General features: G+C 72.4%; 21 protein-coding genes, 2 tRNA genes and 1 pseudogene. 8 read left to right on the forward strand and 16 right to left on the reverse strand.

Annotation, left to right across the window (positions count from 1 at the left end; genetic code table 11):
* Nucleotides 1-82 precede the first annotated feature (82 nt).
* The gene (gene fliP, locus EU555_RS22650) at nucleotides 83-889 is read left to right on the forward strand and encodes a flagellar type III secretion system pore protein FliP (RefSeq protein WP_425375139.1); all 807 of its coding nucleotides are present in this window, start codon (nucleotides 83-85) and stop codon (nucleotides 887-889) included.
* Here fliP and EU555_RS22655 read toward each other — a convergent pair.
* The 4 genes from EU555_RS22655 to EU555_RS22670 form a co-directional block, all read right to left on the reverse strand.
* Nucleotides 877-1,161: a hypothetical protein gene (locus tag EU555_RS22655; protein WP_135417496.1), complete on the reverse strand. Its 285-nt coding sequence runs from the start codon at nucleotides 1,159-1,161 to the stop codon at nucleotides 877-879. The two genes, fliP and EU555_RS22655, sit on opposite strands and share 13 nt — an antisense overlap.
* Before the next feature lie 40 nt (nucleotides 1,162-1,201).
* Nucleotides 1,202-1,588, reverse strand: a complete 387-nt coding sequence (locus tag EU555_RS22660) for a hypothetical protein (protein ID WP_135417497.1) — start codon at nucleotides 1,586-1,588, stop codon at nucleotides 1,202-1,204.
* 91 nt (nucleotides 1,589-1,679) lie between these two features.
* A complete protein-coding gene (locus EU555_RS22665; RefSeq protein WP_135417498.1) occupies nucleotides 1,680-2,024 on the reverse strand; it encodes a hypothetical protein in 345 nt (114 codons plus the stop codon).
* A 51-nt stretch (nucleotides 2,025-2,075) separates the two neighbouring features.
* Entirely contained in the window at nucleotides 2,076-2,978 is a 903-nt protein-coding gene (locus EU555_RS22670; protein WP_135417499.1) for a DMT family transporter, read from the reverse strand.
* Nucleotides 2,979-3,265: 287 nt separating this feature from the next.
* On the opposite strand from EU555_RS22670, the gene EU555_RS22675 reads away from it, so the two are divergent.
* Nucleotides 3,266-4,147, forward strand: a complete 882-nt coding sequence (locus EU555_RS22675; RefSeq protein ID WP_135417582.1) for a YihY/virulence factor BrkB family protein — start codon at nucleotides 3,266-3,268, stop codon at nucleotides 4,145-4,147.
* 208 nt (nucleotides 4,148-4,355) lie between these two features.
* Here EU555_RS22675 and EU555_RS22680 read toward each other — a convergent pair whose 3' ends face one another.
* The 3 genes from EU555_RS22680 to lipB all read right to left on the reverse strand — a co-directional run bounded on the left by EU555_RS22680 (nucleotide 4,356) and on the right by lipB (nucleotide 7,491).
* Entirely contained in the window at nucleotides 4,356-5,333 is a 978-nt protein-coding gene (locus EU555_RS22680) for a TIM44-like domain-containing protein (protein ID WP_135417500.1), read from the reverse strand.
* Between the two features lie 189 nt (nucleotides 5,334-5,522).
* A complete protein-coding gene (locus EU555_RS22685; RefSeq protein ID WP_135417501.1) occupies nucleotides 5,523-6,635 on the reverse strand; it encodes a PAS domain-containing hybrid sensor histidine kinase/response regulator in 1,113 nt (370 codons plus the stop codon).
* Between the two features lie 130 nt (nucleotides 6,636-6,765).
* Nucleotides 6,766-7,491, reverse strand: a complete 726-nt coding sequence (gene lipB / locus EU555_RS22690; RefSeq protein WP_135417502.1) for a lipoyl(octanoyl) transferase LipB — start codon at nucleotides 7,489-7,491, stop codon at nucleotides 6,766-6,768.
* A 60-nt stretch (nucleotides 7,492-7,551) separates the two neighbouring features.
* Here lipB and EU555_RS22695 point away from each other — a divergent pair, with 60 nt between their 5' ends.
* From EU555_RS22695 to EU555_RS22705, 3 genes are all read left to right on the forward strand, one after another.
* Nucleotides 7,552-7,857, forward strand: coding sequence for a FliM/FliN family flagellar motor switch protein (locus tag EU555_RS22695; RefSeq protein WP_135417503.1), 306 nt, complete (start codon nucleotides 7,552-7,554; stop codon nucleotides 7,855-7,857).
* A 145-nt stretch (nucleotides 7,858-8,002) separates the two neighbouring features.
* A tRNA-Leu gene (locus EU555_RS22700) sits at nucleotides 8,003-8,087 on the forward strand.
* A gap of 193 nt (nucleotides 8,088-8,280) precedes the next feature.
* A tRNA-Leu gene (locus tag EU555_RS22705) sits at nucleotides 8,281-8,365 on the forward strand.
* Nucleotides 8,366-8,798: 433 nt separating this feature from the next.
* On the opposite strand, the gene EU555_RS22710 is transcribed toward EU555_RS22705, so the two are convergent.
* Together EU555_RS22710 and EU555_RS22715 are read right to left on the reverse strand one after the other, a co-directional pair.
* A complete protein-coding gene (locus EU555_RS22710; protein ID WP_135417504.1) occupies nucleotides 8,799-9,578 on the reverse strand; it encodes an ABC transporter permease in 780 nt (259 codons plus the stop codon).
* A gap of 116 nt (nucleotides 9,579-9,694) precedes the next feature.
* Nucleotides 9,695-10,270: a peroxidase-related enzyme gene (locus EU555_RS22715; RefSeq protein ID WP_425375140.1), complete on the reverse strand. Its 576-nt coding sequence runs from the start codon at nucleotides 10,268-10,270 to the stop codon at nucleotides 9,695-9,697.
* A gap of 234 nt (nucleotides 10,271-10,504) precedes the next feature.
* On the opposite strand from EU555_RS22715, the gene EU555_RS22720 reads away from it, so the two are divergent.
* From EU555_RS22720 to EU555_RS22730, 3 genes are all read left to right on the forward strand, one after another.
* On the forward strand, nucleotides 10,505-15,361 hold the full coding sequence (locus tag EU555_RS22720; RefSeq protein ID WP_135417506.1) for an NAD-glutamate dehydrogenase: 4,857 nt from the start codon (nucleotides 10,505-10,507) through the stop codon (nucleotides 15,359-15,361).
* A gap of 7 nt (nucleotides 15,362-15,368) precedes the next feature.
* Entirely contained in the window at nucleotides 15,369-16,022 is a 654-nt protein-coding gene (bluB, locus tag EU555_RS22725) for a 5,6-dimethylbenzimidazole synthase (RefSeq protein ID WP_135417507.1), read from the forward strand.
* A 111-nt stretch (nucleotides 16,023-16,133) separates the two neighbouring features.
* Complete coding sequence (locus EU555_RS22730; RefSeq protein ID WP_135417508.1) at nucleotides 16,134-16,574, forward strand: tautomerase family protein; 441 nt, start codon at nucleotides 16,134-16,136, stop codon at nucleotides 16,572-16,574.
* 30 nt (nucleotides 16,575-16,604) lie between these two features.
* Here EU555_RS22730 and EU555_RS22735 read toward each other — a convergent pair.
* The 7 genes and pseudogenes from EU555_RS22735 to fliF form a co-directional block, all read right to left on the reverse strand.
* Nucleotides 16,605-17,068, reverse strand: a pseudogene (locus tag EU555_RS22735) (IS5 family transposase); the annotation flags it as partial.
* 303 nt (nucleotides 17,069-17,371) lie between these two features.
* Complete coding sequence (locus tag EU555_RS22740) at nucleotides 17,372-19,360, reverse strand: methyl-accepting chemotaxis protein (RefSeq protein WP_135417509.1); 1,989 nt, start codon at nucleotides 19,358-19,360, stop codon at nucleotides 17,372-17,374.
* A 197-nt stretch (nucleotides 19,361-19,557) separates the two neighbouring features.
* Nucleotides 19,558-20,928, reverse strand: a complete 1,371-nt coding sequence (gene flbD / locus EU555_RS22745; RefSeq protein WP_135417510.1) for a sigma-54-dependent transcriptional regulator FlbD — start codon at nucleotides 20,926-20,928, stop codon at nucleotides 19,558-19,560.
* Between the two features lie 43 nt (nucleotides 20,929-20,971).
* Nucleotides 20,972-21,322 carry a flagellar motor switch protein FliN gene (gene fliN, locus EU555_RS22750; RefSeq protein ID WP_135417511.1) on the reverse strand — a complete coding sequence of 117 codons (351 nt, stop codon included), beginning with the start codon at nucleotides 21,320-21,322 and terminating at the stop codon, nucleotides 20,972-20,974.
* 39 nt (nucleotides 21,323-21,361) lie between these two features.
* Complete coding sequence (locus EU555_RS22755) at nucleotides 21,362-22,012, reverse strand: FliH/SctL family protein (protein ID WP_135417512.1); 651 nt, start codon at nucleotides 22,010-22,012, stop codon at nucleotides 21,362-21,364.
* 100 nt (nucleotides 22,013-22,112) lie between these two features.
* Nucleotides 22,113-23,156: a flagellar motor switch protein FliG gene (locus tag EU555_RS22760; protein ID WP_135417513.1), complete on the reverse strand. Its 1,044-nt coding sequence runs from the start codon at nucleotides 23,154-23,156 to the stop codon at nucleotides 22,113-22,115.
* Nucleotides 23,157-23,287: 131 nt separating this feature from the next.
* Nucleotides 23,288-24,922, reverse strand: a complete 1,635-nt coding sequence (fliF, locus tag EU555_RS22765) for a flagellar basal-body MS-ring/collar protein FliF (protein ID WP_135417583.1) — start codon at nucleotides 24,920-24,922, stop codon at nucleotides 23,288-23,290.
* Between the last annotated feature and the right edge of the window lie 83 nt (nucleotides 24,923-25,005).

Consider the following 25,005-nt stretch of genomic DNA (forward strand, 5'->3'; position numbering starts at 1 on the left):
GAACCGCGCCCGCCCGCCCTTGATGGGGCGAGGCGGGCGCGGCGCTTGCGGGCCGGGAGCCCCCGGCCCAGGGTGCGCCGCCATGGCGTCCCCGAATCGCTCGTCCCCGAATCGCTCGTCAGCGGACCGATCGTCCCCGGTCACGGCCGCGTGGTGCACGGCTGCCCGTCTCGGCGGGGCGACGGCGCTCGTGCTGGCCCTGTCGGGCGGTGCGGCCCTCGCGCAGAGCGTGACGCTCGATCTCGGCCCGAGCGGCGGCGTTACCGAGCGGGCGCTGCAGCTCGTCGCCCTCATCACCGTGCTGGCGCTGGCGCCCTCGGTCCTGGTGATGGCGACCTCGTTCACCCGGATCGTGGTGGTCCTGTCGATCCTGCGCTCGGCGCTCGGCACCCAGACGGCCCCGCCGAACGCCGTGATCGTCAGCCTGTCCCTGTTCCTCACGGCCTTCGTGATGGCGCCGACGGCGCGAGAGGCCTACCGGACCGGCATCGAGCCGCTGCTCGCCGGGCAGATCCAGCAGGCCCAGGCCTTCGAGCGGGCGAGCGCGCCGTTCAAGGCGTTCATGCTGCGCAGCGTGCGCGAGAAGGACCTGCGGCTCTTCCTCGACCTCGCCCGGGCCGGGACGCCGGCGACCCCTGAGGCGGTCGGCCTCGAGGTGCTGACGCCGGCCTTCATGATCTCGGAACTGCGCCGCGCCTTCGAGATCGGCTTCCTGCTGTTCATCCCGTTCCTGATCATCGACCTCGTGGTGGCGTCGATCCTGATGTCGGTCGGCATGATGATGCTGCCGCCCGCCACCGTGGCGCTGCCGTTCAAGCTGATCTTCTTCGTGCTGGTCGACGGCTGGACCCTGGTGGCCGGCTCGCTGGTGCAGAGCTACGGCGGCTGATCGGCCCGGCGGGTTCCGCCCGTGACGAGGTGCAGGCCCTTGCCGGCCAGGTGCTCGGGCACCCCGCGGCGCATCAGCCGGTCGCGGCGCGTGAGGCGCGCCAAGCGGGCCGACCGGGCCTCCGCCGCGACGATGACCGGCTGCGTCCAGCCCTCGATCCAGGCGATCTGAACGGCAAGGCCGAACACAAACATCTCCCCGGCCCAGAGCTGCGAGGCTGCGAGGACCCGCTGCCATTGGGTGTCCAGGGGGATCAGGGGCGGATGGGTCATGCGGCGTCTGCGGCCCGCCCACGCCGGGCAGGTCGAGCGGTCAGCGGAGAGGAGCGTCCGGAACGGCGCCCGCGACGAGGGGCTGGAGGGCCTCGATCACGTGGGGGGCGGGAACGGAGGCCGGGATGGAGGCCGGGATCGCTGTGCGGGCGAGGTCCGGCAGCGCCGGTTCCGGTGGATTGTATGGCCGGTTGTAGCAACGGCAGATCGCGCGCCAGAACGCCTCGCGGTCCTCGTGGGCGAAGCGGCGCAGGCAGGCCTCGAGGGCGTCCTGGCCGGCGAGCGCCAGGCGCTCGCGCTCCCCCGCATTGAGGAACTCGGCCGCCCCGGCCGACGGGCCGGCAAGCTCGATCGCGCACGGGCCAGGATCGGTCACGAGGGCGGCGTGGGGGGCGCAGGCGCGCGGACCGGCGAAAGATTCGGGCATTGTCGGATCGGGCACGGCTGGCTCCCTGACGGTTCACCACGCTAGCCCTAACGTCCAGCGCCCCGCTTCGATCCAACCCGACCCCGCCGCGTCAGGGTTCGGGGAAGAAGGGTGGCGGGATGTTGTAGATCGGCAGGCTGGTGCTGCGCGGCAGCCAGGCGTGGAAGACCGTGCCGTCGGGCTCGCCGTAGGAGACCGGCTGGACCCAGGAGGGGCCGCGGCGCAGCCCGGCATGGGGCCGGTGGCGCCGACGAACCGGCGCGTAGGCCGGGGGCGGGCGCAGCCGGTCCTCGTCGAAACCGGGGGGCCGGCCGTACGCGACGGGCCCGCGGCGGTAGCCGGGCGGAGCGAGGCCGCCGTCGGGATCCCCGTCCGCCGCCGCGGGGGCGGCGAGCGCCAGGGTCATCAGTCCGGCGGTCAGGGCGAGGCGCAGCATGGGGCGGTCTCCGAGGCCCGCTCATCGTAATCGCAGAGTCCCACCAGGGACTTAACCGCGGCTCGCGATCGCGACGCCGAGCACCGCCACCGCCATGCCGACGAGTTGCACCGGCGCCAGGGTCTCGCCGAACAGGCCGAAGGCCATCGCGGCCGAGACCGGCGGCACGAGGTAGAACAGGGCCGCGACGCCCGCCACCGCCCCGCGGCGGATCAGCCCGAGCAGGATCAGGATGCCGCCGACGGAGAGGCCGAGCACCGCCCAGGCGAGGCCGAGGAGCAGCGGGCCCGAGAGGTCGAAGGCACCCCGCTCGCTCAGGAGCGCCAGCGGCAGGGTGAGCAGGAGCGCGCCGACGAACTGGGCGGCCGCGTTGGTGCGCAGGTCCACGGCGGCGGCCGTGCGCTTCTGCCACAGGGTGCCGAGCGTGATGCCGACCGTGCCGCAGAAGCAGACCGCCAGCGCCGCCGGCGGGATGCCGCCCGAGGCCCCGATCCGCGGCGCCAGCACCAGCCCGGCGCCGACGAGACCGACCGCGATGCCGAGCCAGCGCAGGCCCGAGACCCGCTCGCCGAGGAGCGGCCCCGCCACCGCTGCGGTCAGCAGCGGCTGCAGGCTCGCCACCAGGGCGGCGATGCCGGCCGGCAGCCCGCGATTCACCGCAAAGAACACCGCATCGAGGTAGACGCCGTGGATCAGCACGCCGGCCACCATGGCGTCGCGCCAGCCGCGCCAGCCCTTCGGCCAGGGCGCGCCGGCCGCGAGCGCGATTCCCGTCAGCACCAGGGCGGTCAGGCCGAAGCGCACGGACAGGAAGGTCAGCGGCTCGGCATGGGGCGCGATCAGGCGCGCCACGATGAAGCCGGTGGCCCAGATCAGCACGAACAGGCCGGGGGCCAGGCGCGGCGCCAGGCGCGCGGCCCAGGATGCATCGGAAAGAGGCAGGAGGCGGTTCATCGTGCCTGCGCACGGAGCACGAGCGCGGCCGTTCCGCAACCGGCCCCGGGGCACGATGGCCCCGCTCGACGTGCAGGGCTCGGTCCGGCCGTCCCGCGTGCCCGGAAGGACGCGGGGGCCCGAATTCTGCCGCCGCTTCTTCCCAGGACGGGCGGTCGCGCTCTACCTGAGGCGACACGTCACCCGCTCGAGTCGCCCCTTCCGCCGCCTGCCCACCTCGCCGTCCCTCGTGTCCGCCGGACCGTCAGGTCCGCCGGAAAGACCAGCCGGAAAGCCTGCGTGCCGTGATCCGTCCCCGCACCGCCCTGGAGATCGCCGCCATCGCGGCCCAGCGCTTCGTCGCCCATGACGGCTGGGCGATCGCGAGCCACATCGCGCTCTCGCTCCTGACCTCGCTGTTTCCGTTCCTGATCCTGCTGACTGCCCTTGCGGGCGTGTTCGGCACCAAGTCGCTCGCGGACGAGGCCGGCAACCTGCTGTTCGAGATCTGGCCGAGCGAAGTGGCGGGACCGATCGCCGGTGAGGTCCACCGGGTGCTCACCGAGCAGCGCGGGGGTCTGCTCACCCTCGGCGCGGTGCTGGCGCTCTACTTCTCGTCGAGCGGGGTCGAGAGCCTGCGGGTCGGCCTCAACCGGGCCTACGGCCTGCGCGAGATGCGGCCATGGTGGCTGACGCGCCTCGAATCGATCGGCTACGTGATCTGCGCCGCCTTCGCGATGCTGGCCTTCACCTTCCTGGTCGTGCTCGGGCCGCTGGTCTGGCGCGGCCTGGTGCTGGTGGCGCCGGGGCTCGAACCCCTCGGCCTCACCGTGGCGGTCGGCCGGGTGGGGGTGACGGTGCTGCTCGTCGCGGGCGTGCTGGTGATCGCCCACAAGTTCATCGCCGCCGGCCGCCGGTCCGTCGCTCTGGTGCTGCCGGGCATCGTCGTGACGCTCGGCCTGTGGGTGCTGGCCGGCCTCGGCTTCGGGATGTACCTCGACCGGTTCTCCAGCGCCTACGTGTCGACCTACGGGGGCCTCGCCACCGCGATGGTGTTCCTGGTCTTCGTCTACTGGCTCGCCGCGATGTTCCTGTTCGGCGGCGAGATCAACGGCACGGTCATCGCCGCCCGTCGCCGGCGCCTCCAGGCGAGAGCGCAGAGCCGGCGGGAGACCGTGAAGCTGATGTAGGGCGTGGAGCCGGCGCGCGGTCCGGATGGGATGGAGCCGAGACGGACAGGCCTTCGCATCGCTGCGTCTCCGTCGCCTTCAGCTCTGCGGCCGCGGGACGGGAGCCGATCCCACGGCCGCCCGGCGACGAAAAAACCCCCGGCCCGGAGGGGCCGAGGGCTGCGCACCCGGAAAGGCGGGGCGCTCGGCGCCCCGCGAGGCGGGAGCGTTACCGCGTCTGCTGGATCGCCGAGACCACCCACGGGCCGCCGCGCTCGCGCAGGAACGTCCAGACCTCCGTCGCCTCCGGCGGGTTGGTCTCGACGACCTGACCGTTGGCGCGGTTGATCACGGCGTCGCGCAGGGTGTAGCGCATCGCCACCGTGGCGTAGTCGACGGGGCCCTCGCGCCAGGACTCGGCGAGGTCGCCCTGCTGCAGCTTCACGTCGGCGATGCGGTTGACCACGCCGCGGGCGGCGTTGGCGCGCAGTTCCTCGGTGAAGTAGCCGGCCATCTCCGGGGTGGTGAGGCGGCGCAAGGTCGCCACGTCCTCGGCGCCGTAGGCGAGCTGGACCTGGCCCAGCGTGCGCTCGAAGGCCTCGAAGTCCTGGGGACCGATGCCGACCTCGTCGCGCTGGGCCGGACGGGCCGCGGCGGCAGCGCCGCCGCCACCCAGGCCCGCACCGAGACCGCCCAGGCCGCCGCCCAAGCCGCCGAGCGGACCGCCGGGACCGGGGCCGGCCGCCGGGCCGCTGCGGTTGTAGGCGCCCGCCATGGCCGGCTCGGCCTGGCGGCGGCGGAAGAAGCGCATCACCAGGAGCACCACGCCGATCAGGAGGCCGACCTGCAGGAGCAGGCCGAGGAACGACGCGATGCCGCCGAGGCCGCCGAAGAAGCCGCCGCCGATCAGCGCGCCGAGGAGGCCCGCACCGAGCAGACCGGCGAAGAAGCCGCCGCCGAAGCGCCGCTGCGGCGCGGCCGGCGCGCCCATCTGCGGACCGGGCTGGGTCATCGAGCGCTGCATCGGCGCCGGGGCACCGGGGGCAGTCGCGGTCGGGGGCGGGGCCGAGAAGGTCTTGGAGCCGCGGGAACCCATCGAGGAGCCGCTGCCGGGACGCGCCTCGCCGGGCGTCGCCGCCACGGCCATGAGGGCCGCCAGGCCGACGGCCAGAGCCGTCCGGCGGCCGCGGGTGAAGGGGGTCATCATCGGTTCGTCTAAGCCTCGCGCAATCACCAGTGGGGAGCGTCCCGCCCCCTGTCGCACATATGGGGGCGCGGGTGGCGCAGTAGAAGGGAGGCATCGCGCCGGATGCCGACCCGGCCATAACTACACCCGATGAAGAGTCTCCGATCGCCGCCGGTTCTGCCAAGCGATAAATTTTTGAGTTAACCGGGATTAGCGGCCGGCGGCACTTCGTTGCATACGCGACCGCGGCGCCTCGGCGGCCGGGAACGTCAGGCGCACGCAGGTCCCCTCCCCCGGGCGGCTGCGCAGGGCGACGGCGCCGTTCTGGCGCTTGACCAGGGCATTGAGGATGGCGAGGCCGGTGCCGCGCCCGGGCTCGCGGGTGGTGAAGAACGGCTCGAGCGCCCGGGCCAGCACCTCCGGCGGCATGCCGTCGCCGGTATCGGTGACGCTGAGGGCGACGTGCCGCCCCGCCGCCCCGTCGGCGGCCACGCCCTCGCCGCCGTGGTTGCGGGTCTCGACGACGACGCGCCCGCCCGCCGGCATCGCCTCGCCGGCGTTGCGCAGCAGGATCTGGAGGATCAGCTCGGTCTGGATCGGGTCGATGCAGGCGACCCACAGGTCCTCCGCGAGGTCGAGGGCGAGGATGCAGCGCGGGCCGAGAAGCCCCTCCGCCCGCTCCCGGTAGCCGTGCAGCAGCCCGTTCAGGTCGACGGCGCGCGGCTCCGGCCGGTGCTTGCGCGAGAAGGCCAGGAGGTGACGGGTCAGCGTGGAGGCGCGCTCGGCGGCGTCGGTGGAGCGGCTGAGCGCCCGCTGCACGAAGGCGTCCGGGTGCTCGCCGAGGCGCCGGCGCAGGCCGTCGACGTAGCCGACCAGGATCTGCAGCAGGTTGTTGAACTCGTGCGCCACGCCGTTGGTGAGCTGGCCGAGGGCTTCGCGCCGTTGCGCCAGGCCGAGCGCCGCCTCGAGGTCGCGGCAGCGGGAGGTCTCGACGACCTGGACCAGAACCGTCCCCTCCCGCACCGGCGAGAGGTGCAGCATCGCCCACAGCGTCGCCCCGTCCTGCCGGCGCAGCAGCACCTCGGCGCTGCCCGGCCGACCGGCGGCGAGGAGCGCGCGCAAGGCCGCCTCGGCCTCGGGATCGGCGCCGAGGGCCGCGACCGAGGCGGGCCCCTCCCCGAGCAGGGCGGCGGCGGCCGGGTTGGCGTACCGCACCGCGCCCTCCGGGCCGGCCGCGACCAGCAGGGACGGCAGCGGCGCGGCGGCGAGAAGGGCCTTGGTCTCCTCGGGCGTCTCGGCAGCCGGCGCTGGGATTACCGGCACGGGCGGGCCTCCGTGGTGGCGCGGCCGCGGCCGCTCGCCCCGCGGCGGCCAGGGCGGGTCCGCGGTCTCGGCCGTCACTCTAAGCAAGTCCGGGCGGCCTGGAAACCGCCCGGGTCCCGCGCCGGGCGGCTTAACCCCGGCCATCGTCGTCGACGAGGATCGTGGCGCCGAAAATCTCCTCGAATCGCGCCCGCAGCACCGCGTCGACCTCCGGCAGGGTCACCGGCCGGCCGAGATCGACCAGGCTGGTGACGCCGTGCTCGCGCACCCCGCACGGCACGATGCCGGAGAAATGCGACAGGTCCGGCTCGACGTTGAGGCTGACGCCGTGGAACGTCACCCAGCGCCGCACCCGGATGCCGATCGCCGCGATCTTGTCCTCGACGCCCGGGCCCTTCTCCGGCCGGCGCACCCAGACGCCGACCCGGTCCTCCCGGCGCTCGCCCCGCACCGTATAGGCCTCGAGGGTCGCGATCAGCCAGGCCTCCAGGGCGGCCACGTAGGCGCGCAGGTCCGGCCGCCGCCGGTTGAGGTCGAGCATCACGTAGGCCACGCGCTGCCCGGGGCCGTGATAGGTGTACTGCCCGCCCCGGCCCGTGCGGTGGACCGGGAAGCGGCCGGGCGCCACCAGGTCGGAGTCCCGCGCCGAGGTGCCGGCGGTGTAGAGCGGCGGATGCTCGACGAGCCAGACGCGCTCGGGGGCGCGGCCCTCGGCGATCGCCGCCGCCCGCGCCTCCATCGCCGCCTCGGCCTCGCGATAGTCGAGGAGCGCGTCGCGCACCACCCACTCGACGGGGGGACTGCCGGGGGCGGGCCGGAGGCTGCCCGGGACGGTTCCGAGCCGGTCGTTTACCAAGGCTTCACCATAAGATCGGAGAGTTCACGCATCGGTTCGTTGTCAGGGTGGGTGCGTCCGTTGGCGGTACTCGATGTTCTCAAGGTAGACCTCGCGGTCGTGCTCGGGCGGACCCGGATGCCGATCCACATGCTGCTGCGCATGGGCCGCGGCGCGGTGATCGAGCTGGACTCCACCGATTCCGATATGGTCGAGATCCTGGCCAACAACCACCCGATCGCCCGCGGCCAGATCGTGGTCACGGGCAACCGCATCTCCGTGGAGGTCACGGAGCTGATCCGCAAGGCCGAGGTGGTGCGCGAGCCCGGCATCCGCATCGGCGACGGCGCCGCCTCCCTGCTCGGCACCCTGGCAGACGCCCTGTAGCCCTCCTGCCGGGCGTTCCCTGGCGAGAATGTTTGCCGGACCCGCGTCGGGGCGCTTGCGTCCCCCGGAGGGGACTGGTATTCGCAGCCTCGCTTCGGACGGGTCTCACCCCCGCCCCGCCGCCTTCGGCGAGATGAAGCGATCCGCGGCCGTGGCGGAATTGGTAGACGCGCTAGCTTGAGGTGCTAGTTGGGCAACCAGTGGAGGTTCGAGTCCTCTCGGCCGCACCATTCGCCTTGCGGAGGATCTCCTCGCACAGGTTTCGAATGGGACCGGAATCGGCGTGATGCAGGCTTCGCCATGCGAAGCGGTTGCCGGTGAAGGTTGCCGATGCGTCGGGCCGATGATCAGGCCTCGCGACGAGATATAGTGATGAGATTTGCTCCAGACCGGGCCATTTTTCCCTTAGGCCTGACATGATCCGCGGCCGTGGCGGAATTGGTAGACGCGCTAGCTTGAGGTGCTAGTTGGGCAACCAGTGGAGGTTCGAGTCCTCTCGGCCGCACCATCCTCGCGTTTTTGCGGGGGGTGATGCGCGACACGCCGCATCGCGTCGACCCTGTCTCCTCGAGATCAGCCGCACGAGACCGCGCCCGGGACTTGGCTCACCGCATTCCGGCGGGCGCAGCCGTTGCGCTCGTCCAGCTTGACCCCGGCAGAGATGACCGGCCGAGGGGCCTGAACAACCCAGACTCTCCGTTCCGAGGCGCGCCCTGCAAGCGGGAGGGGCGCCACACGCGGTGGCGGCAACGCATCCGCCATCCCGGCCCAGGGTGCCCCGCATGTATGAGCGGGCGGATTGTGAGCGGGCGCCTTGGCCGTCTCGCATGAGCCCGCTCGAACGCGGCCTCAGGCCCCCGGTCGCGACGCCGCATCCTGGGCGCCGCGCGATCGGGACGCGACGATGCGCTGCGTCGTTCAGGAACGGCGCCGCCTCGGGCTCAGTTCAGGAAGCGGGGGACCACGAAGCGGATTCCCAGAAGGCCGATCACGGAAAGCGTGCCGCTGACGACGAGGACGTACATGACGGATCCGTCCGCTCCGTAGCCGGGGTAGAATCCGGATCGGCATATCCTGACAAGATGCAGAAGCGGATTCCACTGCACATAATCGTAGACGATGCCCGGCATCGTTTCGGCCAGGAAAAAGGCGCCGCTCGTAAAATAAATCATGATGACAACGGCGATGTAAGCCACTTGCCAGAACGGAAAGATCTGAGTCAGAACGACATTGACAAATCCCATCGACATCGCAAATATGATGCATAGCAGCATTGCTATGCAGAAATTAAATGAATCAATCGGCAAGATATTAGTCCCAACGCACCACGCAATGAAAAACACCAAAGAGATACTAAGAGAACTCGTGCAGACTTCGACGAGCGCTCTGGAAAATACAACATCGAGAAACTTGACCTGTGGGAAATAAATAAGCTGCTTATTTTGCATCGGCCCTTCCATCATCTTCCGAGACATATAGTTGAAGATGATGTACGGCGCCAAACCGGTCACCACGAACAGCATCAGGCTGTCACCCATCGGAACGGGCACGTGCCTGATGCCGTAGATGCTCGCGATGACCAGGATGTGCGCGCATGGCCAGCCGACTGCGAGGCTGTAGCCCCACATCGTGCCGCCGAACCGGGTTCTGATGTCGCGCAGGATCAGCGCGCCGAGGACATCCAACTGTACGTCGAGCGCCGATTTCGCCTGATAGGCCATGTCCTGCTCCTGCGGGACGCCGGCCGGCGTCGCCCTGCCGGCCGCGCTCTAGGCCGACAATGCGGCAACCGGGTGACCGGCTCTGCCGGCGCGCCCGACGTTCCCAGCCCTTCGCCTCAGGCCTGCGTCGGGTCGGGCAGCGTCCGGGCCTCGCCGTGGTAGGAGCGGTTCGGGCGCATGTCGACGGCCGAGGCCATGCGGTTCGACATGTTGAAGAAGCTCGCCACGGCCGCGATATCCCAGAGGTCGCGCTCGGAGAAGCCGGCGTCGCGCAGAGCGTCCCGGTCCTCCTCCTCGATGGTCCAGGGCGCCTCCGTGAGGGCGACCGCGAAGTCGAGCATGGCGCGGTGGCGCGGCGAGAGGTCGGCGGCGCGGTAGTTCATCGCCATCATCTCGCCCAGCACCGGATCGCCCGAGAGGCTGCGGACCGCCGCCCCGTGCGCGGTGAGGCAGTAGTAGCAGCGGTTCACGCTCGAGACCGCGACCGCGATCATCTCGCGCTCGAGCTTCGACAGGCCGGAGGGCGCCAGCATCAGGTCGTTGTAGAGCGTCGCGAAGGCCTCGAGCTTGGCGCTGTCGTGGGCGTAGGCGAGGAGCACGTTCGGCACGAAGCCGATCTTCTCCCGGCACTTGTCGAAATAGGCCCGCATCTCCGGCGTCAGATCGGGGGACGGCGGGAGGTCGAGCGCCATCACGGTGCCCTCCGTCTCCTGCGGCGCCGGCCGCTCGCCCACCTCGGGCCTGCCCCGCTTCGCGCTCCCGGCCATGCGATCTCCCTCCCCGTCATCGTCGCCGACTGTCATCTTGGGCGAGCTATAGGCAGTTTACTCCGGCCAGGCGAGGCCGGGGTTGCGGGGTCCGAGTCGCTGTGCCACCGCTCGGGTCACCAACCTCGGCAGAGCACGGGCAGAAGAGGACGGGCAGACGTGGAACCCTCGACCGCGACCGCGACCCCCGAAGCGAAGGCCAGCCGCACCGACCTGATCGCCGCCGCGGCGGCGGTCGCCGCGGACCGGGGCGGCCCGGGCGGCTTCGTCCGCGACCTCTTCGGCCGCGTGGCGCCGGAGGACCTGACCGCCTACCCGCCCGAGGCGCTCGCCGACCTCGCCCTCGCGGCGAGGGCGCACCTCGCCGCCGCCCGGCCCGGCAGCACGGTCAGCGCCGTGCGCCTCACCGACGTCGAGGTGGTGCTGGCCGGGCGCCGGCGCGACCTCACGGTCGTGGAGGCCGTCAACGCCAACCGGCCGTTCCTGCTCGAGTCGACGCTGGCCGAGCTGGTCGCGCGCGGCTACCAGCCCCGCCTCGTCGCCCACCCGATCCTCGGCGTCGAGCGCGATAAGGAGGGCGCCCTGGTGCGGGTGGTCGGCGAGACCACCGCCCAGGAAGCCGGCGGGGAGGCCGGCGGCCTCGTCCGCGAGAGCGTCATCCACGTCCATCTCGACCGCATCGACGACGAGGCGGCCCGCGCGGCGCTCGGCGCGAGCCTGACCCGGGTCTACGCCGACGTCGCCGTGGCGGCGGCGGATCACGAGGCCATGATGGCGCGCCTCGCCGCGGCCTCGGACGCCTATGCCGCGCCGACGCCGCTGGCGCCGGACGAGACGGCGGAGGCCCGCGCCTTCCTCGACTGGCTGCGGGACGGGCACTTCGTGCTGCTCGGCCTGCGCGAGTACCGGGACGAGGGCGGCGCCGACCATGCCGGGGTGCCGGGCAGCGGGCTCGGCCTGCTGCGCGACCCCGCCGTCGAGGTGCTGCGGCGCGGCGACGCCATGGTGGCGGTGACGCCGGAGATCCGCGCCTTCCTGGAGGGGCCCGAGGCGCTCCTCGTCACCAAGGCCAGCCTGCGCTCGCGGGTGCGGCGGCAGGCGCATCTCGACATGGTCGGGATCAAGCTGTTCGGGCGCGAGGGCGAGGCGTCGGGCGGGCTTCCGGGCGAGTTGCGCCTCGTCGGCCTGTTCACCGGCAGCGCCTATGCGAGCCGGGCCGAGGAGGTGCCGTACCTGCGCCGCAAGATCGCGGCGGTGCTGGCGAAGGCCGGCCTCGACCCGACGAGCCATGCCGGGCGCTCGCTCGTCCACGTGCTCGAGACCTATCCGCGCGACGACCTCTTCCAGATCGAGCCCGGCCTGCTCCTGCGCTTCGCGCTCGCCATCGTGTCGCTCGCCGACCGGCCGCGGGTGCGGGTGCTGGCGCGGCCCGACAAGTTCGGCCGCTTCGTCTCGCTGATCGCCTACCTGCCGAAGGACCGCACCGACGCCCGGCTCCAGGCCCGGATCGGCGCCTACCTGGCCGACGCCCTCGGCGGCCGCGTCTCGGCGATCTATCCCGACTACCCGGACGGACCGCTCGCCCGCCTCCACGTCATCGTGGCGACCGCGGGCGCTCCCCCGGAGGAGATCGATGCGGGCCGGCTCGAGGCCGGCATCGCGGAGCTTTCCCGCACCTGGGCCGATTCGCTGCGCGAGGCCCTGGCGGAGGCCCGGGGCGGCGATGCCCGCGGGCTCGCCGCGGTCTATGCCGAGGCCTTCCCGGCCGGCTACCGCGAGATGTACGCCGGCGCCCAGGCCCTGGCCGACATCGCCATCCTGGAACGGATCTCGGAGGCGCAGCCCCGGGCGGTCGACCTCTTCCGCCGGCCCGGCGACCCCGAGACCCGGATCGGCCTGAAGGTCTTCTCCCGCGGGACCGCGCTGCCCTTGTCCGAGCGGGTGCCGGTGCTGGAGAATCTGGGCTTCCGGGTCATCGACGAGCGCTCCTACCGCCTCAAGCCCGAGGGTGCCGGCGCCCGGGTCTGGCTGCACGACATGGTGCTGGAGCGCGCCGGCGGCGGCGCCATCGACGTCGCGGCGGTCGAGGGCCCGGTCGAGGCCGCGCTCCTGGCCCTCGCCCGCGACCTCGCCGAATCCGACGCCTACAATCGCCTGGTGCTCGAGGCCGGGCTCGGCTGGCGCGACGTCGCCCTGGTCCGGGCGCTCGGCCGCTACCTGCGCCAGCTGCGCATCCGCTACGGCCAGGACTACCTGGCGGCGACGCTCGCGCGCCATCCCTCCCTCGCCCGGCGGCTCGTCACGCTGTTCTACGCCCGCTTCGATCCCCGCCGCGACGGCGACAGGAGTGCGGCGGAAGGCAGCGTGCGGGCCGAGATCGAGGCGGATCTCTCGGGGGTCACCAGCCTCGACGAGGACCGGATCCTGCGCCGGTTCGTCAACCTGGTGGAAGCCGCGCAGCGCACGAACTTCTTCCAGCTCGGCCGCAACGGCCTGCCGCCTGAGACCATCGCGTTCAAGTTCCGCTGCGCCAAGGTCGACGGCATGCCGCTGCCGCGTCCCCTGTTCGAGATCTTCGTCTACTCGCCTCGCGTCGAGGGCGTGCACCTGCGCTTCGGCTACATCGCCCGGGGCGGCCTGCGCTGGTCGGACCGGCCGGAGGATTTCCGCACCGAGGTGCTGGGCCTCGTGAAGGCCCAGCAGGTCAAGAACGCCGTGATCGTGCCGGTCGGCGCCAAGGGCGGGTTCTTCCCGAAGCGCCTGCCGCCCGCATCCGACCGCCAGGCCTGGATGCAGGAGGGCACCGAGAGCTACCGGGTGTTCATCCGCACGCTGCTCTCGCTCACCGACAACATCGTCGACGGCAAGATCGTGCCGCCGCCCGCCACCGTGCGGCACGACGAGGACGACGCCTACCTCGTGGTCGCGGCCGACAAGGGCACCGCCACCTTCTCGGACGTCGCCAACGCCCTCTCCCTCGAGGCGCATCACTGGCTCGGCGACGCCTTCGCGTCCGGCGGCAGCCAGGGCTACGACCATAAGCAGATGGGCATCACCGCCCGCGGCGCCTGGGAGGCGGTCAAGCGCCACTTCCGCGAGGTCGACATCGACATCCAGGCCGAGCCGGTCACGGTCGCGGGCGTCGGCGACATGTCGGGCGACGTCTTCGGCAACGGCATGCTCCTGTCGCGCTGCCTGAGGCTCGTCGCGGCCTTCGACCACCGCGACATCTTCCTCGACCCCGATCCCGATCCGGCCGTGGCCTTCGCCGAGCGACGGCGCCTGTTCGATCTCCCGCGCTCGTCCTGGGGCGATTACGACCGCCAGAAGATCTCGGCCGGCGGCGGCGTCTTCTCGCGCCAGGCCAAGACCGTGCCGCTCTCACCCCAGATGCGCGCCCGCCTCGGGCTCGACCGGGCGGAGGCGACGCCCGCGGAGGTGATGCAGGCGATCCTGCGGGCCCCCGTCGATCTCCTGTGGTTCGGCGGCATCGGCACCTACGTGCGCGCCTCGTCCGAGAGCGACGACGAGGCCGGCGACCGGGCGAACGACGCCATCCGCATCACCGGCGCGGAGCTGCGCGCCCGGGTGGTCGGCGAGGGCGCCAATCTCGGCCTGACCCAGCGCGGACGGATCGAGGCGGCGCGGCGGGGCGTGCGCCTCAACACCGACGCGATCGACAACTCGGCCGGCGTCAACACCTCGGACGTCGAGGTCAACATCAAGATCGCGCTGGCCACACCCGAGCGCGACGGCCGCCTGAGCCCGGAGAGCCGCAACGCGCTCCTCTCCGGCATGACCGAGGCGGTGGCCGACCTGGTCCTGCGGAACAACCAGCTCCAGACCCTCGCCCTGTCGCTCGCCCAGCGCTCCGCCGCGACCGAGACCGGCTTCGCCTCCCGGCTGATGCAGGCGCTCGAGGCCGACGGCCGCCTCGACCGCAGCGTCGAGTTCCTGCCCTCCGACGCCGCTCTCGCCGAGCGGGCGCAGGGCGGCGAGGGCCTGACCCGGCCGGAACTGGCGGTGCTGCTCGCCTATGCCAAGCTCTCGCTCAAGGACGCGCTCCTCGACAGCGCGGTACCGGACGATCCCTACCTCGGCCGGGAGCTCGCGCGGGCTTTCCCGCCGGTCCTGGTCGCGCGCTATCCCGACGCGGTGCAGGGCCACCGCCTGCGGCGCGAGATCATCGCCACGAGTCTGGCCAACGCCATCGTCAACCGCGGCGGGCCGACCATCGTCAGCCGGCTCGCCGACGAGACCGGCGCCGAGGCCCCGGCGATCGCCGCGGCCTACGCGGTCACCCGCGACGCCTTCGGGCTGATCGACCTCAACAAGGCGGTGGACGGGCTCGACGGGGCGATCGGCGGCGACCAGCAGCTCGCCCTCTACGCCGACTTGCAGGACCTGCTGCGCCAGCGCATGGTCTGGTTCATCCGCAACGGCGAGGCCGTGCCGGGGACCATCGAGGCCGCGGTGCAGCGCTACCGCGACGGGATCGCGGCGGTCTCGGGTGCCCTGCCGGGTGCCCTGCCGCCTGCCGCTGCCGAGGCCTTGGCCCGGCGCACCCGCGCCCTGGTCGACCAGGGGGTGCCGGAGGCCCTGGCGGGCCGTCTCGCCTCCTTGAGCGAGCTGGGTGCCGCGCCCGACATCGTCCAGGTCGCCGAGGCGACCGGGCGCCCGCCGGCGGCGATCGCCGCGACGCATTTCGCCCTCGCCGACCTCTTCCGCCTCAACGCGCTCGCGGCCGCCGCCCGGGCGGTGCCGGTGGCCGACACCTTCGACCGCATCGCCCTCGAACGCGCGGTCGCCGGCATCGCCTCCGCCCACCGGGCGCTCACCGCCGAGGCCGCCGCCTCGGAGGCGGAAGGAGCGGCCGCGGTCGAGGCCTGGAGCCAGGCCCGCGGCGCCTCCCTCGCCCGCATCCGCACCGCGGTCGCGGCCATCGCGGCCTCGGGGCTCACGGTCTCGAAGGTGTCGGTGGCGGCGAGCCTGCTCGGCGACCTCGCGCGGCCATGAGGCGGCCATGAGCCGGACGTCGGCCGATGCGCCGGATTTCGGGGAGGCGTTCCGCGCCCGGTTCGCCGATCTGGTCGCCTGGCGCCGCGACGTGCGGCGCTTCCGCCCCGATCCGGTGCCGGAGGACGCCCTGAGGGAGTGCCTGGGGCTCGCCTGCCTCAGCCCCTCGGTCGGCAACAGCCAGCCCTGGCGCTTCGTGCGCGTCTCGGACCCGGACCGGCGCGCGGCCGTGACGGCGAGCTTCTCTCGCTGCAACGAGGCGGCTGCAGCCACTTACGACGACGCCCGCGCGAGCGCCTATCGCGGCCTCAAGCTCGCGGGCCTGCGCGAGGCGCCGGTCCATCTGGCCGTCTTCTGCGACGAGGGGACGGAGGCCGGCCACGGGCTCGGCCGCGCCACCATGCCGGAGATGCTGCGCTATTCCGCCGTCACGGCGGTCCACACCTTCTGGCTCGCCGCCCGCACCCGCGGCCTCGGCGTCGGCTGGGTCTCGATCCTGTGCCCCGAGGAGGTCACGGCGGTCCTCGACGTGCCGCCGGAATGGGGGCTGATCGCCTATCTGTGCGTCGGCTACCCGGCAGAGGAGCACGCGGACCCGGAGTTGGTGCGGCACGGCTGGCAGGCGCGGCACGAGCCGGGGGCGACGATCCTGGAGCGGTGAGCGGAGCGCAGGGCTGGGGCGCAGCCGCGACACGTTGATACATACTAGTATGTACAGTATGAGGATGGAGGTCCCACCGTGGCCGCGGAGATCCCTCCAGGAGATCCTTCCATGCCCCTCGTCACCCTCACCCTGAAGCGCGACCGTTCACCGGACGAGCGCCGCGCCATCGCCGACGCCGTCCACGCCGCCCTCGTCGGCAGCATCGGCATCCCGCCGGACGACCGCTTCCAGGTCATATCGAGCCGGTTCGACGAGGTGATCTACGACCCTGCCTATCTCGGCATCGCGCGCAGCGACGGGCTGGTGATGGTCCAGGTCCACCTCTCGACCGGGCGCAGCGTCGCGCAGAAGAAGGCCCTGTTCGCGGCGATCGCCCAGAACCTCGGCGTGGTCGGGGTGCGGCCCGAGGACGTGCTGGTGACGCTGGTCGAGATCGCGCGGGAGAACTGGTCCTTCGGCAACGGCATCGCCCAGTACGCGGACGTGGCTCCGCCGCATCTTGCGGGCGCGGCCTTGGGCCGAGATTCGATCAGCACCAGAATGCGATGATGGCGGCCAGGGCGAGAGCCGATGCGAAGTTGCGGGCGCGGTCCTCACGTCGCTGGCATTGCCGGGGGTGAGGTCGATGACGCCCGGGCGGCCGATCACGTCGGTGAGGACGTGGATCTTGGTGGTCGGGCCGGCGCGCGAGGGACCGATGTCCTGCGCGCGGGCCCGCCTATTCCGCCGTGAGCGGCGCGGTGAGCTTTGACAGAGGTGGCGTCGAGGGCTGCCGCCTCGCCGGACCACCCGGCTTTCGCCAGGCTCGCCAGCATGGCGCTCCAGAAACCGCGGCGCGACCATCTGTTGAAGCGGTTGTAGAACGTGGTGGGCGGACCCTGCTCGCCTGGGCCGTCCTTCCAGCGGCAGCCGCTCGTCATGACGGACAAGATGCCCGACAGGATCGTTCGGCCGTCCTTGCGACGAGCGCCAGGCTGGTTGGCGGGCATGAACGGCGCGATCACCTGCCATTGCTCGTCCGACAGCCAGAACAGCTCTGCCATAGCCTCCTCCATCCGGGAGGCGCCTGGAGCCATATCTCTCTCACCAGCGCGACACCTTGAAGGAGCTTTGACCCCAGCCGGCAGCGCGCCATGCCGGAACCCTCGCGCGACGACCCTTGCACCCTCGGCGTCATCCCGGGTCCGCCCAGCGGAACCCGGGAGATCCACAGCCGCTGGAGGCTCAGGATGATGCGGGACGCGATCCGCCTCGTTCTTCAGCCTCAGCAGTCGATCGATCCCGGCCTCTCGGCAAGCCTCGCTCCGGGCTGACATTGCGGATTGCGGACACGTCGATCGCCGTCCTCACGCCGCCTTGATCTCCGCCACGAACCCGCTGATCTCCCGCTCGAGCATCGCGGCCTGATGCGCGAAGTCGAGGGCGGCGCGCAGCACCTGGTCGGCGGTGCCGCCGGTGCGGTCGGCGCCCTGCTGCACCGCGTCGATGTGGCCCGAGACGACCTGCGTGCTGCGGGCGGCGTCCTGCACGTTGCGGGCGATGTCGCCGGTGGCGGCGCTCTGGCGCTCCATCGCGGTCGCCACCCCGGTCGCGATGGCGTTCATGTCGCGGATCGTCCCGCCGATGCCCTCGATCGCCTGCACCGCCTGGGCGGTCTGGGCCTGGATGCCGCCGATCTGCCCGGCGATCGCCTCGGTCGCCTGGGCGGTGCGGGTGGCCAGGTCCTTGACCTCGGCCGCCACCACCGCGAAGCCGCGCCCCGCCTCGCCGGCCCGCGCCGCCTCGATCGTGGCATTCAAGGCGAGCAGGTTGGTGCGGCCGGCGATGCTGGTGATGAGCTGCACCACGTCGCCGATCTGCTGCGCGCCGGCCGCGAGCGCCCGGATCGTCGCCTCGGTGCGCACCGCCTCGGCCTCCGCGCGGCCGGCGATGACCGAGGAGTGACCGACCTGGCGGACGATCTCGGCGATGCTGGCGGACAGCTCGTCCGTCGCGCCCGCCACGCCGCTCACGTTGGCGGAGGTCTGGCTCGCGGCCTGCGCGACGCCGGCCGACAGGCTCGCGGCCTGCGCGGCGGAGGTCGACAGGTTGCGCGCCGCCCCCTCCATCTCGCCCGCCGCCGCCGTCAGCGTCGCGATCAGGGCCGAGACCTTGCCCTCGAAGCCGCGCGTCAGGTCCTCGAGATGGCGCGCCCGCTCCACCTTCGCGTCGGTGTCCCGGCGCTGGAGCGCGTCGCGCCGCTCGGCCTCGACCAGCCCGTCGCGGAACTGCGCGACGGTGCGCGCCATGGCGCCGATCTCGTCGGCCCGCTCGGTGCCCGGCACCGCGATGTCCCGGGCGCCGCCGCCGAGCGCCGCGATCGCGCCCGACAGGCGCTGCAGCGGCCCGGCGATCGAGCCGGCGAGCCGGAGCGAGATCACGAGCCCGAGGAGCACGATGCCGGCCGCCTTGGCGAGGAAGGCCGTCGTGCCCTGCGCGATGCTGCGGGCGAAATCCTGCTCGTGCTCGAGGGCGTCGCGGTTCACCGCCGCCAGCAACGCCTCGGAGGCCTTGATCGACCGGTCGCGGGCGGCGCGGGAGAGCGTCAGATGCTTGCCCCACTCCGCCGAGAGGAGGACGGCGCGGTCGAGGGCGGCGCGCCAGGCGGAGAGCTTCGCGGCGAGGTCGCCGTTGCCCTGCAGCCTGGCCTGGCCGGAGGCCGCGGATTGCCCCGCCGCCGACAGGTGCTTAACCTCGCCCGTCACCTTGAACTGCGCGACCTGCTCCCGGGCGAGCTGGAACGCGTCGGCCGCGCCGTTCAGCATCCGGGCCTGGTCGAGGTCGCCGGCCTCGAAGGCGCGGATGCGCCGCTGCGACAGGGCCTGGGCGATCTCGCCGCCGGCCTGGTCGACCTCGCGGCCCTGGAGCGCGGTCTCCTCGTCCTTGAGCCGGGCGAGGATCGCGTACGCGTCGCCGTAGCCGCGCAGGGCGGCGGCGATCGTCGCGCTCACCGCCTGCTCGTCGGCCGAGAGCCCGATCGCGGCGCCGCGATCGATGAGGCCGAGCGACTTGTCGAGGAGGTCGCGCGCCGCCTTGAAGGCCGCGGGATCGAAGCGCTGGAGCCAGCGGCTCAGCTCGAACCGCGCCTGCATCATCGCCATGTCGACGGCCCGGACGTGCTCGGTCTTGGCGCGGTTGTGCTGGTACTCGGTGAAGCTCGCATTCACCTGCGTCACCAGCCCATAACCCGAGACCGCCACCCCGGCGGTCGTCGCCAGGACGACGCCGAATCCGAGAAGTATCCGCGCCTTGATCGACAGGCGTGCCAGGCGCCCGCCCCTGATCCTCATCCGCATCGGTCGATCATCCCGCTCCGACCCGCCCTCGCACCAACGATGCGGCATCGTCCGCTAAGGCAGGATTAAAGAAGAGCGGCGTCGGGTGCTGTCACGAAGACCCACCGGTAGCGCCGCTCTCCTTTCGCCGGCTCAGGATGTGACCGACACGACGATGGCTGTCCTGGGCGCCGGTCCTGAAGCCCGGGCCGCCCGGCTCAGCCATAGGCGGCGAGCGCCCGGGTGTGGCCCGGCTCGGCGACCGGGATGCCGGCGCCGGTATACTCGTTGAGCTTGTTGCGCAGGGTGCGGATCGAGATCCCCAGGATCTTGGCGGCGTGGGTGCGGTTGCCGAGGCAGTGGTCGAGAGTATCGAGGATCAGGTCGCGCTCGACCTCCGCCAGGGAGCGGCCGACGAAGCCCCGCGCCACCGCCTCGGCGGCCTGCACCGCCCGGGCGGCCGCGCCGGCGGCGCCTCCCCCGCCCAGGGCCTCGCCGTCGGGGGAGCGGATCGCCTCGACGTCGATCTCGGGGCCGCTCGCCAGCAGCACCGCCCGGTGCAGGGTGTTTTCCAGCTCGCGCACGTTGCCGGGCCAGGCGCCCTGCGCGACGAGGCGCCGGGCCTCGGCCGAGAGCGGCCGGACCGCCAGCCCGTTCGCCTCGGCGTATTTGCGGGCGAAGTGGGTGGCGAGTTCCAGGATGTCGGCGGGACGGTCGCGCAGGGGCGGCAGGCGCAGCTGCACCACGTTGAGGCGGTAGAGCAGATCCTCCCGGAACGTGCCCCTGCGCGCCTCCTCGGCGAGATTGCGGTTCGAGGTGGCGAGCACCCGGATGTCGACCTTGACCGGCTGGGTACCGCCAACCCGGTCGATCACCCGCTCCTGCAGGGCCCGCAGGAGCTTGGCCTGCAGCCGGACGTCCATCTCGGAGATCTCGTCGAGGAGCAGCGTGCCGCCATTGGCCTCCTCGAAGCGGCCGATGCGCCGCGCCACCGCCCCGGTGAAGGCGCCCTTCTCATGGCCGAACAGCTCGGATTCGAGCAGCGCGTCGGGGATCGCCGCGCAGTTCACGCTGACGAACGGCTTCTGGGCCCGGTTCGACCGGGCATGGACGTGGCGGGCCAGCACCTCCTTGCCGGTGCCGCTCTCGCCGGTGATCAGCACCGAGGCGTCGGAGCGCGCCACCTGCTCGGCGAGCCTCACGACCCGCTCCATCGCGGGATCGTGCCACACGAAGCTGCGGGCATCCGCCGCCACCGCCTCCAGCACCGCCGCGATCAGCTCGGGGTCGGGCGGCAGCGGGATGTATTCCTTGGCCCCCGCCTGGATCGCCGCCACCGCCGCCTTGGCGTCGGTGCCGGTGCCGCAGGCCACCACGGGGGTGCGGATGCGCTCCTCGGCGAGTGCCGCCACCAGCGTCCGGATCGGCAGCGACACGTCGACCATCACGAGGTCGGCGCCCTTCGCCCGCAGCGCGTTCAGGCCCTGCTCGATCCCGTCGGCCTGGGTCACGGCGGCGCCGCGGTTCATCGCGATCCGGGAGGCGGTGACGAGTTCGCCGTTCAGGCGTCCGATGATCAACAGCCGCATGGCGGGCACTCCGTGACGGGTTCGAGGAGGGTGACGGCGGCCGTCAGCCGTCGGCCTTGACGATCTCGGTCATCGTCACGCCGAGGCGCTCCTCGACCAGCACCACCTCGCCGCGGGCGACGAGGCGGTTGTTGACGAAGATGTCGATCGCCTCGCCGACCTTGCGGTCGAGCTCCAGCACCGTGCCGGGACCGAGGCGCAGGAGATCGCCGATCGGCATCCGGGAACTGCCGAGCACCGCCGAGACCATCACCGGCACGTCGAAGACCTGCTCCAGGTCGGCCGCCGACTTGGTGGCGGCCGGCGCGTCGCGCATCGTGCCGGACGCCGCCGCGTCGAAGGCGAGATCCTCCTCGCTGAGCTGCGGCAGGCCGAGATCGTTGTCGGAGGTCATTCGGGCACCTCGTGGGAAAGGGTGTCGGGCAGGGGAGCGTCAGGCAGGGGGCGCGGCGGGCGCCAGGGCGGCCAGCACCGCGGCCTCGATGGCGGCGCGCTCGCGCACCACGCCGCCATCGGCCCACTCGATGCGGGCGTCGCCCGGCGCCATGCCGGGATCGCCGAGGACGATCAGGCGGCCCTCGTAGCCGCGCTCGCGGGCCAGCCGCGCCACCTGGCGCTCGGTCTCCTCGACGAGCGCGTCGTGGACCCGGATCGCCAGGTGCGGCACGCCGCGCAGATGCTGGAAGGCCCGGCCCGCGGCTTCCGCGATCGCCGCCACCGGCTGGCTGTCGAGGGCGGCCCCGGCGATCTTGCGCCCGAGCGCCACGGCGAAATCGAGGGCCTGGGCCTCCCGCTCCGCGTCCCGGGCGTCGGCGGCACCGATCATGCCGGAGGCCGCCGCGGCGAGCCGGTTGAGGGCGTCGGCGAGGCGCGCCTGCACCTGCGCCTCGGCCTGGGCGCGGCCCTCGTGCAGGCCGGCGGCATAGGCCGCCGCCTCGGCGGCCGCGAGGGCGGCGGCCGCGGCTTCCGCGGCTTGCGCCGCCGCGGCGGCCGCGGCCTCGGCATTCACGACCTCCTCCTGCGGGGTGGGGCCCCGGGGATGCCGGAAGTCGGTGTCGAACAGGAAGCGGCGGATCTGCGCCATCAGGCTTGTCCCTTCCGGCCGCGTCCGGCGGGCCGCATCGGGGTCCGGACGGGAGGCACGGCCGCGCTCCGGTCTCGGGTCGGGCTCTCGGGAGCGCGCATCAATAGACCAGCTCCTCCTCGGCGCTGTTCTTGGCGATCATGATCTCGCCCTTCTCGGCCAGCTCCTTGGCGAGGTCGGTCATCTTGGACTGTGCCTCGTCGACCTCCTTCAGCCGGATCGGGCCGAGGGATTCGATCTCGTCCTGGATGTTCTTGGCGGCGCGCTTCGACATGTTGGCGAAGAAGTAGTTCTTGACCGGATCCGACGCGCCCTTCAGCGCCCTCGCCAGCACGTCGCGGTCGACGCTGCGCATCAGGGTCTGGACGCTGCCGGCGTCGAGCTTCATCAGGTCGTCGAAGGTGAACATCAGCTGGCGGATCTTCTTCGCCGAGCCGCGGTTGCCCTGGTCGAGGGCGGCCAGGAACCGGATCTCGGTCTGGCGGTCGAAGGCGTTGAAGACGTCGGCGAGCAATTCGTGCGCGTCGCGCCGGGTGGTCTGGGCGATGGTCGAGACGAACTCGACCCGCAGGATCTCCTCGATGTGGCGCAGGGCCTCCTTCTGCACCGTCTCCATCCTGAGCATGCGGTTGAGGACGTCGATGGCGAAGTCCTCCGGCAGGATCGTCAGGACCTTGGCGGCGTAGTCCGAGCGCACCCGCGACAGGATCACCGCGACGGTCTGCGGGTACTCGTTGCGCAGGAACGAGGCCAGGATCTCGGGATCGATCTGGGTCAGGCTGGCCCAGACCCGGCGGGTCGAGGCGCCCTTCACCTCCGCCATGATCACCGCGACCTGCTCGGGCGGGAAGATCTTCAGGAGCAGCGTCTCGGTGCGCTCGAAGCTCGACGTGATGCCGCCGCTCGCCGAGAGCCGCGACACGAAGTCGATGATGAGGTGCTCGACCGCCTCGGCCTCGAGGGAGCCGAGCTGCACCATGGCGTGCGAGACCTTCTTGACCTCGTCCTCCTCCAGCATCCGCCAGATCGGGGCGCCCTCCTGCTCCCCGAGCAGCAGCAGGAGGGCCGCGGCGCGATGGACGCCGGGCATCTGGGAGAAGCTCGTCCCGGCGAGGGGAACGGGCACCGGCGGGGTCGCGGCCATGACGTCAGCTCATCCTCGTGCGGTTCGGGTCGGTCTCGGCGGCGTCTCGGGTCCGGGCCGGCGGAGGTCGCCGGTGCGTCGGCGGCACCGATCCGGGAGGGTCCTGCCGGGGTTGCGGCGTGCGGAGCGGCTCAGTGGTCGTTGATCCAGGTGCGCAGCACCTCGACGGTCTCGGTCGGGTTGGACTTCACGATGTCGACGACGCGCTCGATCGTCTCGGCCTGCACCTTGCCGTTGAGCGTCGCGAACTCGACGACGCGGCGGGCCGCGCTGTCCGGGGCGGCGAGCTCGGCCGCGGCCGGGGACGGACCGCCTTCGACCGCCATCACCAGGCCGGGCTCGCCGAGCACCGAGAGCGGCACCATCGGGGGCTCGTCCGTGGCGACGACCCGCTGCACCAGCGGCCGCACCACCGTCATCAGCACGACGAGGCCGAGGAGCAGGAGCACCGTCATCTCGGCGATGCGCAGCACGTCCTCCTTGGTCGGCTGGAGCAGGGAGGCGAGGAGGCCGGCCTCCTGCAGCTCCGGCACCGCCGGCGTCTCGGCGAAGCGCAGGTTCACCACCTCGACCTGGTCGCCCCGGGCCTTGTCGTAGCCCACCGCCGTGCGCACCAGGGTGGTGATCCGCTCGATCTCGGCCGCCGGCCGCGGGGCGTAGGCCGGCTTGCCGTCCGGGCCCGCCGCGTAGGTGCCGTCGATCAGCACCGCCACCGACAGGCGCTTGACCCGGCCGCCCTCGTTGACCTCCGTGCGGGTGACCCGGGAGATCTCGTAGTTCGTGGTCTCCTCGTTCTTGGCCGAGGATTCGCGCGGGCCCTGGTTCTGCTGGCCCTGGTTGGCTCCCGGCAGCTCGTTGCCGACGGTGACGCCGTTCTCGGTGTTCTGGGACTGCTGGCTCTCGTTCCGGGTCTGGGTCGAGCGCACCACCCGGCTCTCGGGATCGAAGGTCTCCGACCGGCTCTCGACCCGGTTGGCGTCGAGCTCGGCCGTCACCTGGACCCGGGCCCGCCCCGCCCCGACGATGCCGGCCACGATCTCCTCGACCTGCGCCCGCAGGCGCCGCTCGAGGCCGGTCTGGCGCTCGTCGAGGCCGATCCCGGCCCGGTCCTCGGCCCCGCGGGCGCCGTCGGCCAGGAGCCGGCCGCGCTCGTCGACGATCGAGATGCGCTCGGGCTTCAGGCCCTCGACCGCCGAGGCGACGAGGTGGCGCACCGCCCGGACCTGGCCCGGATCGAGCTCGCCGGCGAGCCGCACCACGATCGCGGCGCTCGGCGCCTCGCGGTCGCGGGAAAACAGCCGCTTCTCGGGCAGGACGAGGTGGACGCGGGCCGCCTGCACCCGGCCGATCGCCCGGATCGAGCGGGCGAGCTCGCCCTCGAGCGCCCGCAGGTGGTTGACGTTCTGGACGAAGCTCGTCGACGAGAAGGCGTCGCCCTTGTCGAAGATCTCGTAGCCGACGCCGCCGGCGCTCGGCAGGCCCTTGGCGGCGAGGTCCATGCGCAGGCGGGCGAGGTCGGCGCGGGGCGCCAGCACGGTCTGGCCGGCCTCGCCCTTGGTCTCGTAGCGGATGCCCCGGGTCTCGAGGTCGCGAATCACCGCGCCGGCATCCTGCACCGACAGGTCGGTGTAGAGAACGCCCATCTCGGGGCGCGAGACTCGCAGGATGACGAAGGCGAAGAACCCGATGAGCGCCAGGGTCACCGCGCCCATCGCGGCGAGCCGCGCGGGCCCGAGCTTCGCCACCAGATCGAGGACCGGCTTCACGACGTCACGCACCCGCCAACCGAGGCCACGGCGGCCCCGGGGCAAAAATTGCCGGGTCGTGGTTATGATGTGGTTAACAGGGC

This window comes from Methylobacterium nonmethylotrophicum, from assembly GCF_004745635.1.
Classification (GTDB): domain Bacteria; phylum Pseudomonadota; class Alphaproteobacteria; order Rhizobiales; family Beijerinckiaceae; genus Methylobacterium; species Methylobacterium nonmethylotrophicum.

Coding starts and splice junctions, on each gene's coding strand:
- fliP (WP_425375139.1), top strand. CDS start 83: ATGGCGTCCCCGAATCGCTCGTCCCCGAATCGCTCGTCAGCGGACCGA.
- EU555_RS22655 (WP_135417496.1), bottom strand. CDS start 1,161: ATGACCCATCCGCCCCTGATCCCCCTGGACACCCAATGGCAGCGGGTC.
- EU555_RS22660 (WP_135417497.1), bottom strand. CDS start 1,588: ATGCCCGAATCTTTCGCCGGTCCGCGCGCCTGCGCCCCCCACGCCGCC.
- EU555_RS22665 (WP_135417498.1), bottom strand. CDS start 2,024: ATGCTGCGCCTCGCCCTGACCGCCGGACTGATGACCCTGGCGCTCGCC.
- EU555_RS22670 (WP_135417499.1), bottom strand. CDS start 2,978: ATGAACCGCCTCCTGCCTCTTTCCGATGCATCCTGGGCCGCGCGCCTG.
- EU555_RS22680 (WP_135417500.1), bottom strand. CDS start 5,333: ATGATGACCCCCTTCACCCGCGGCCGCCGGACGGCTCTGGCCGTCGGC.
- EU555_RS22710 (WP_135417504.1), bottom strand. CDS start 9,578: ATGGCCTATCAGGCGAAATCGGCGCTCGACGTACAGTTGGATGTCCTC.
- EU555_RS22715 (WP_425375140.1), bottom strand. CDS start 10,270: ATGGCGCTCGACCTCCCGCCGTCCCCCGATCTGACGCCGGAGATGCGG.
- bluB (WP_135417507.1), top strand. CDS start 15,369: ATGAGCCGGACGTCGGCCGATGCGCCGGATTTCGGGGAGGCGTTCCGC.
- EU555_RS22730 (WP_135417508.1), top strand. CDS start 16,134: ATGCCCCTCGTCACCCTCACCCTGAAGCGCGACCGTTCACCGGACGAG.
- EU555_RS22740 (WP_135417509.1), bottom strand. CDS start 19,360: ATGCGGATGAGGATCAGGGGCGGGCGCCTGGCACGCCTGTCGATCAAG.
- flbD (WP_135417510.1), bottom strand. CDS start 20,928: ATGCGGCTGTTGATCATCGGACGCCTGAACGGCGAACTCGTCACCGCC.
- fliN (WP_135417511.1), bottom strand. CDS start 21,322: ATGACCTCCGACAACGATCTCGGCCTGCCGCAGCTCAGCGAGGAGGAT.
- EU555_RS22755 (WP_135417512.1), bottom strand. CDS start 22,012: ATGGCGCAGATCCGCCGCTTCCTGTTCGACACCGACTTCCGGCATCCC.
- EU555_RS22760 (WP_135417513.1), bottom strand. CDS start 23,156: ATGGCCGCGACCCCGCCGGTGCCCGTTCCCCTCGCCGGGACGAGCTTC.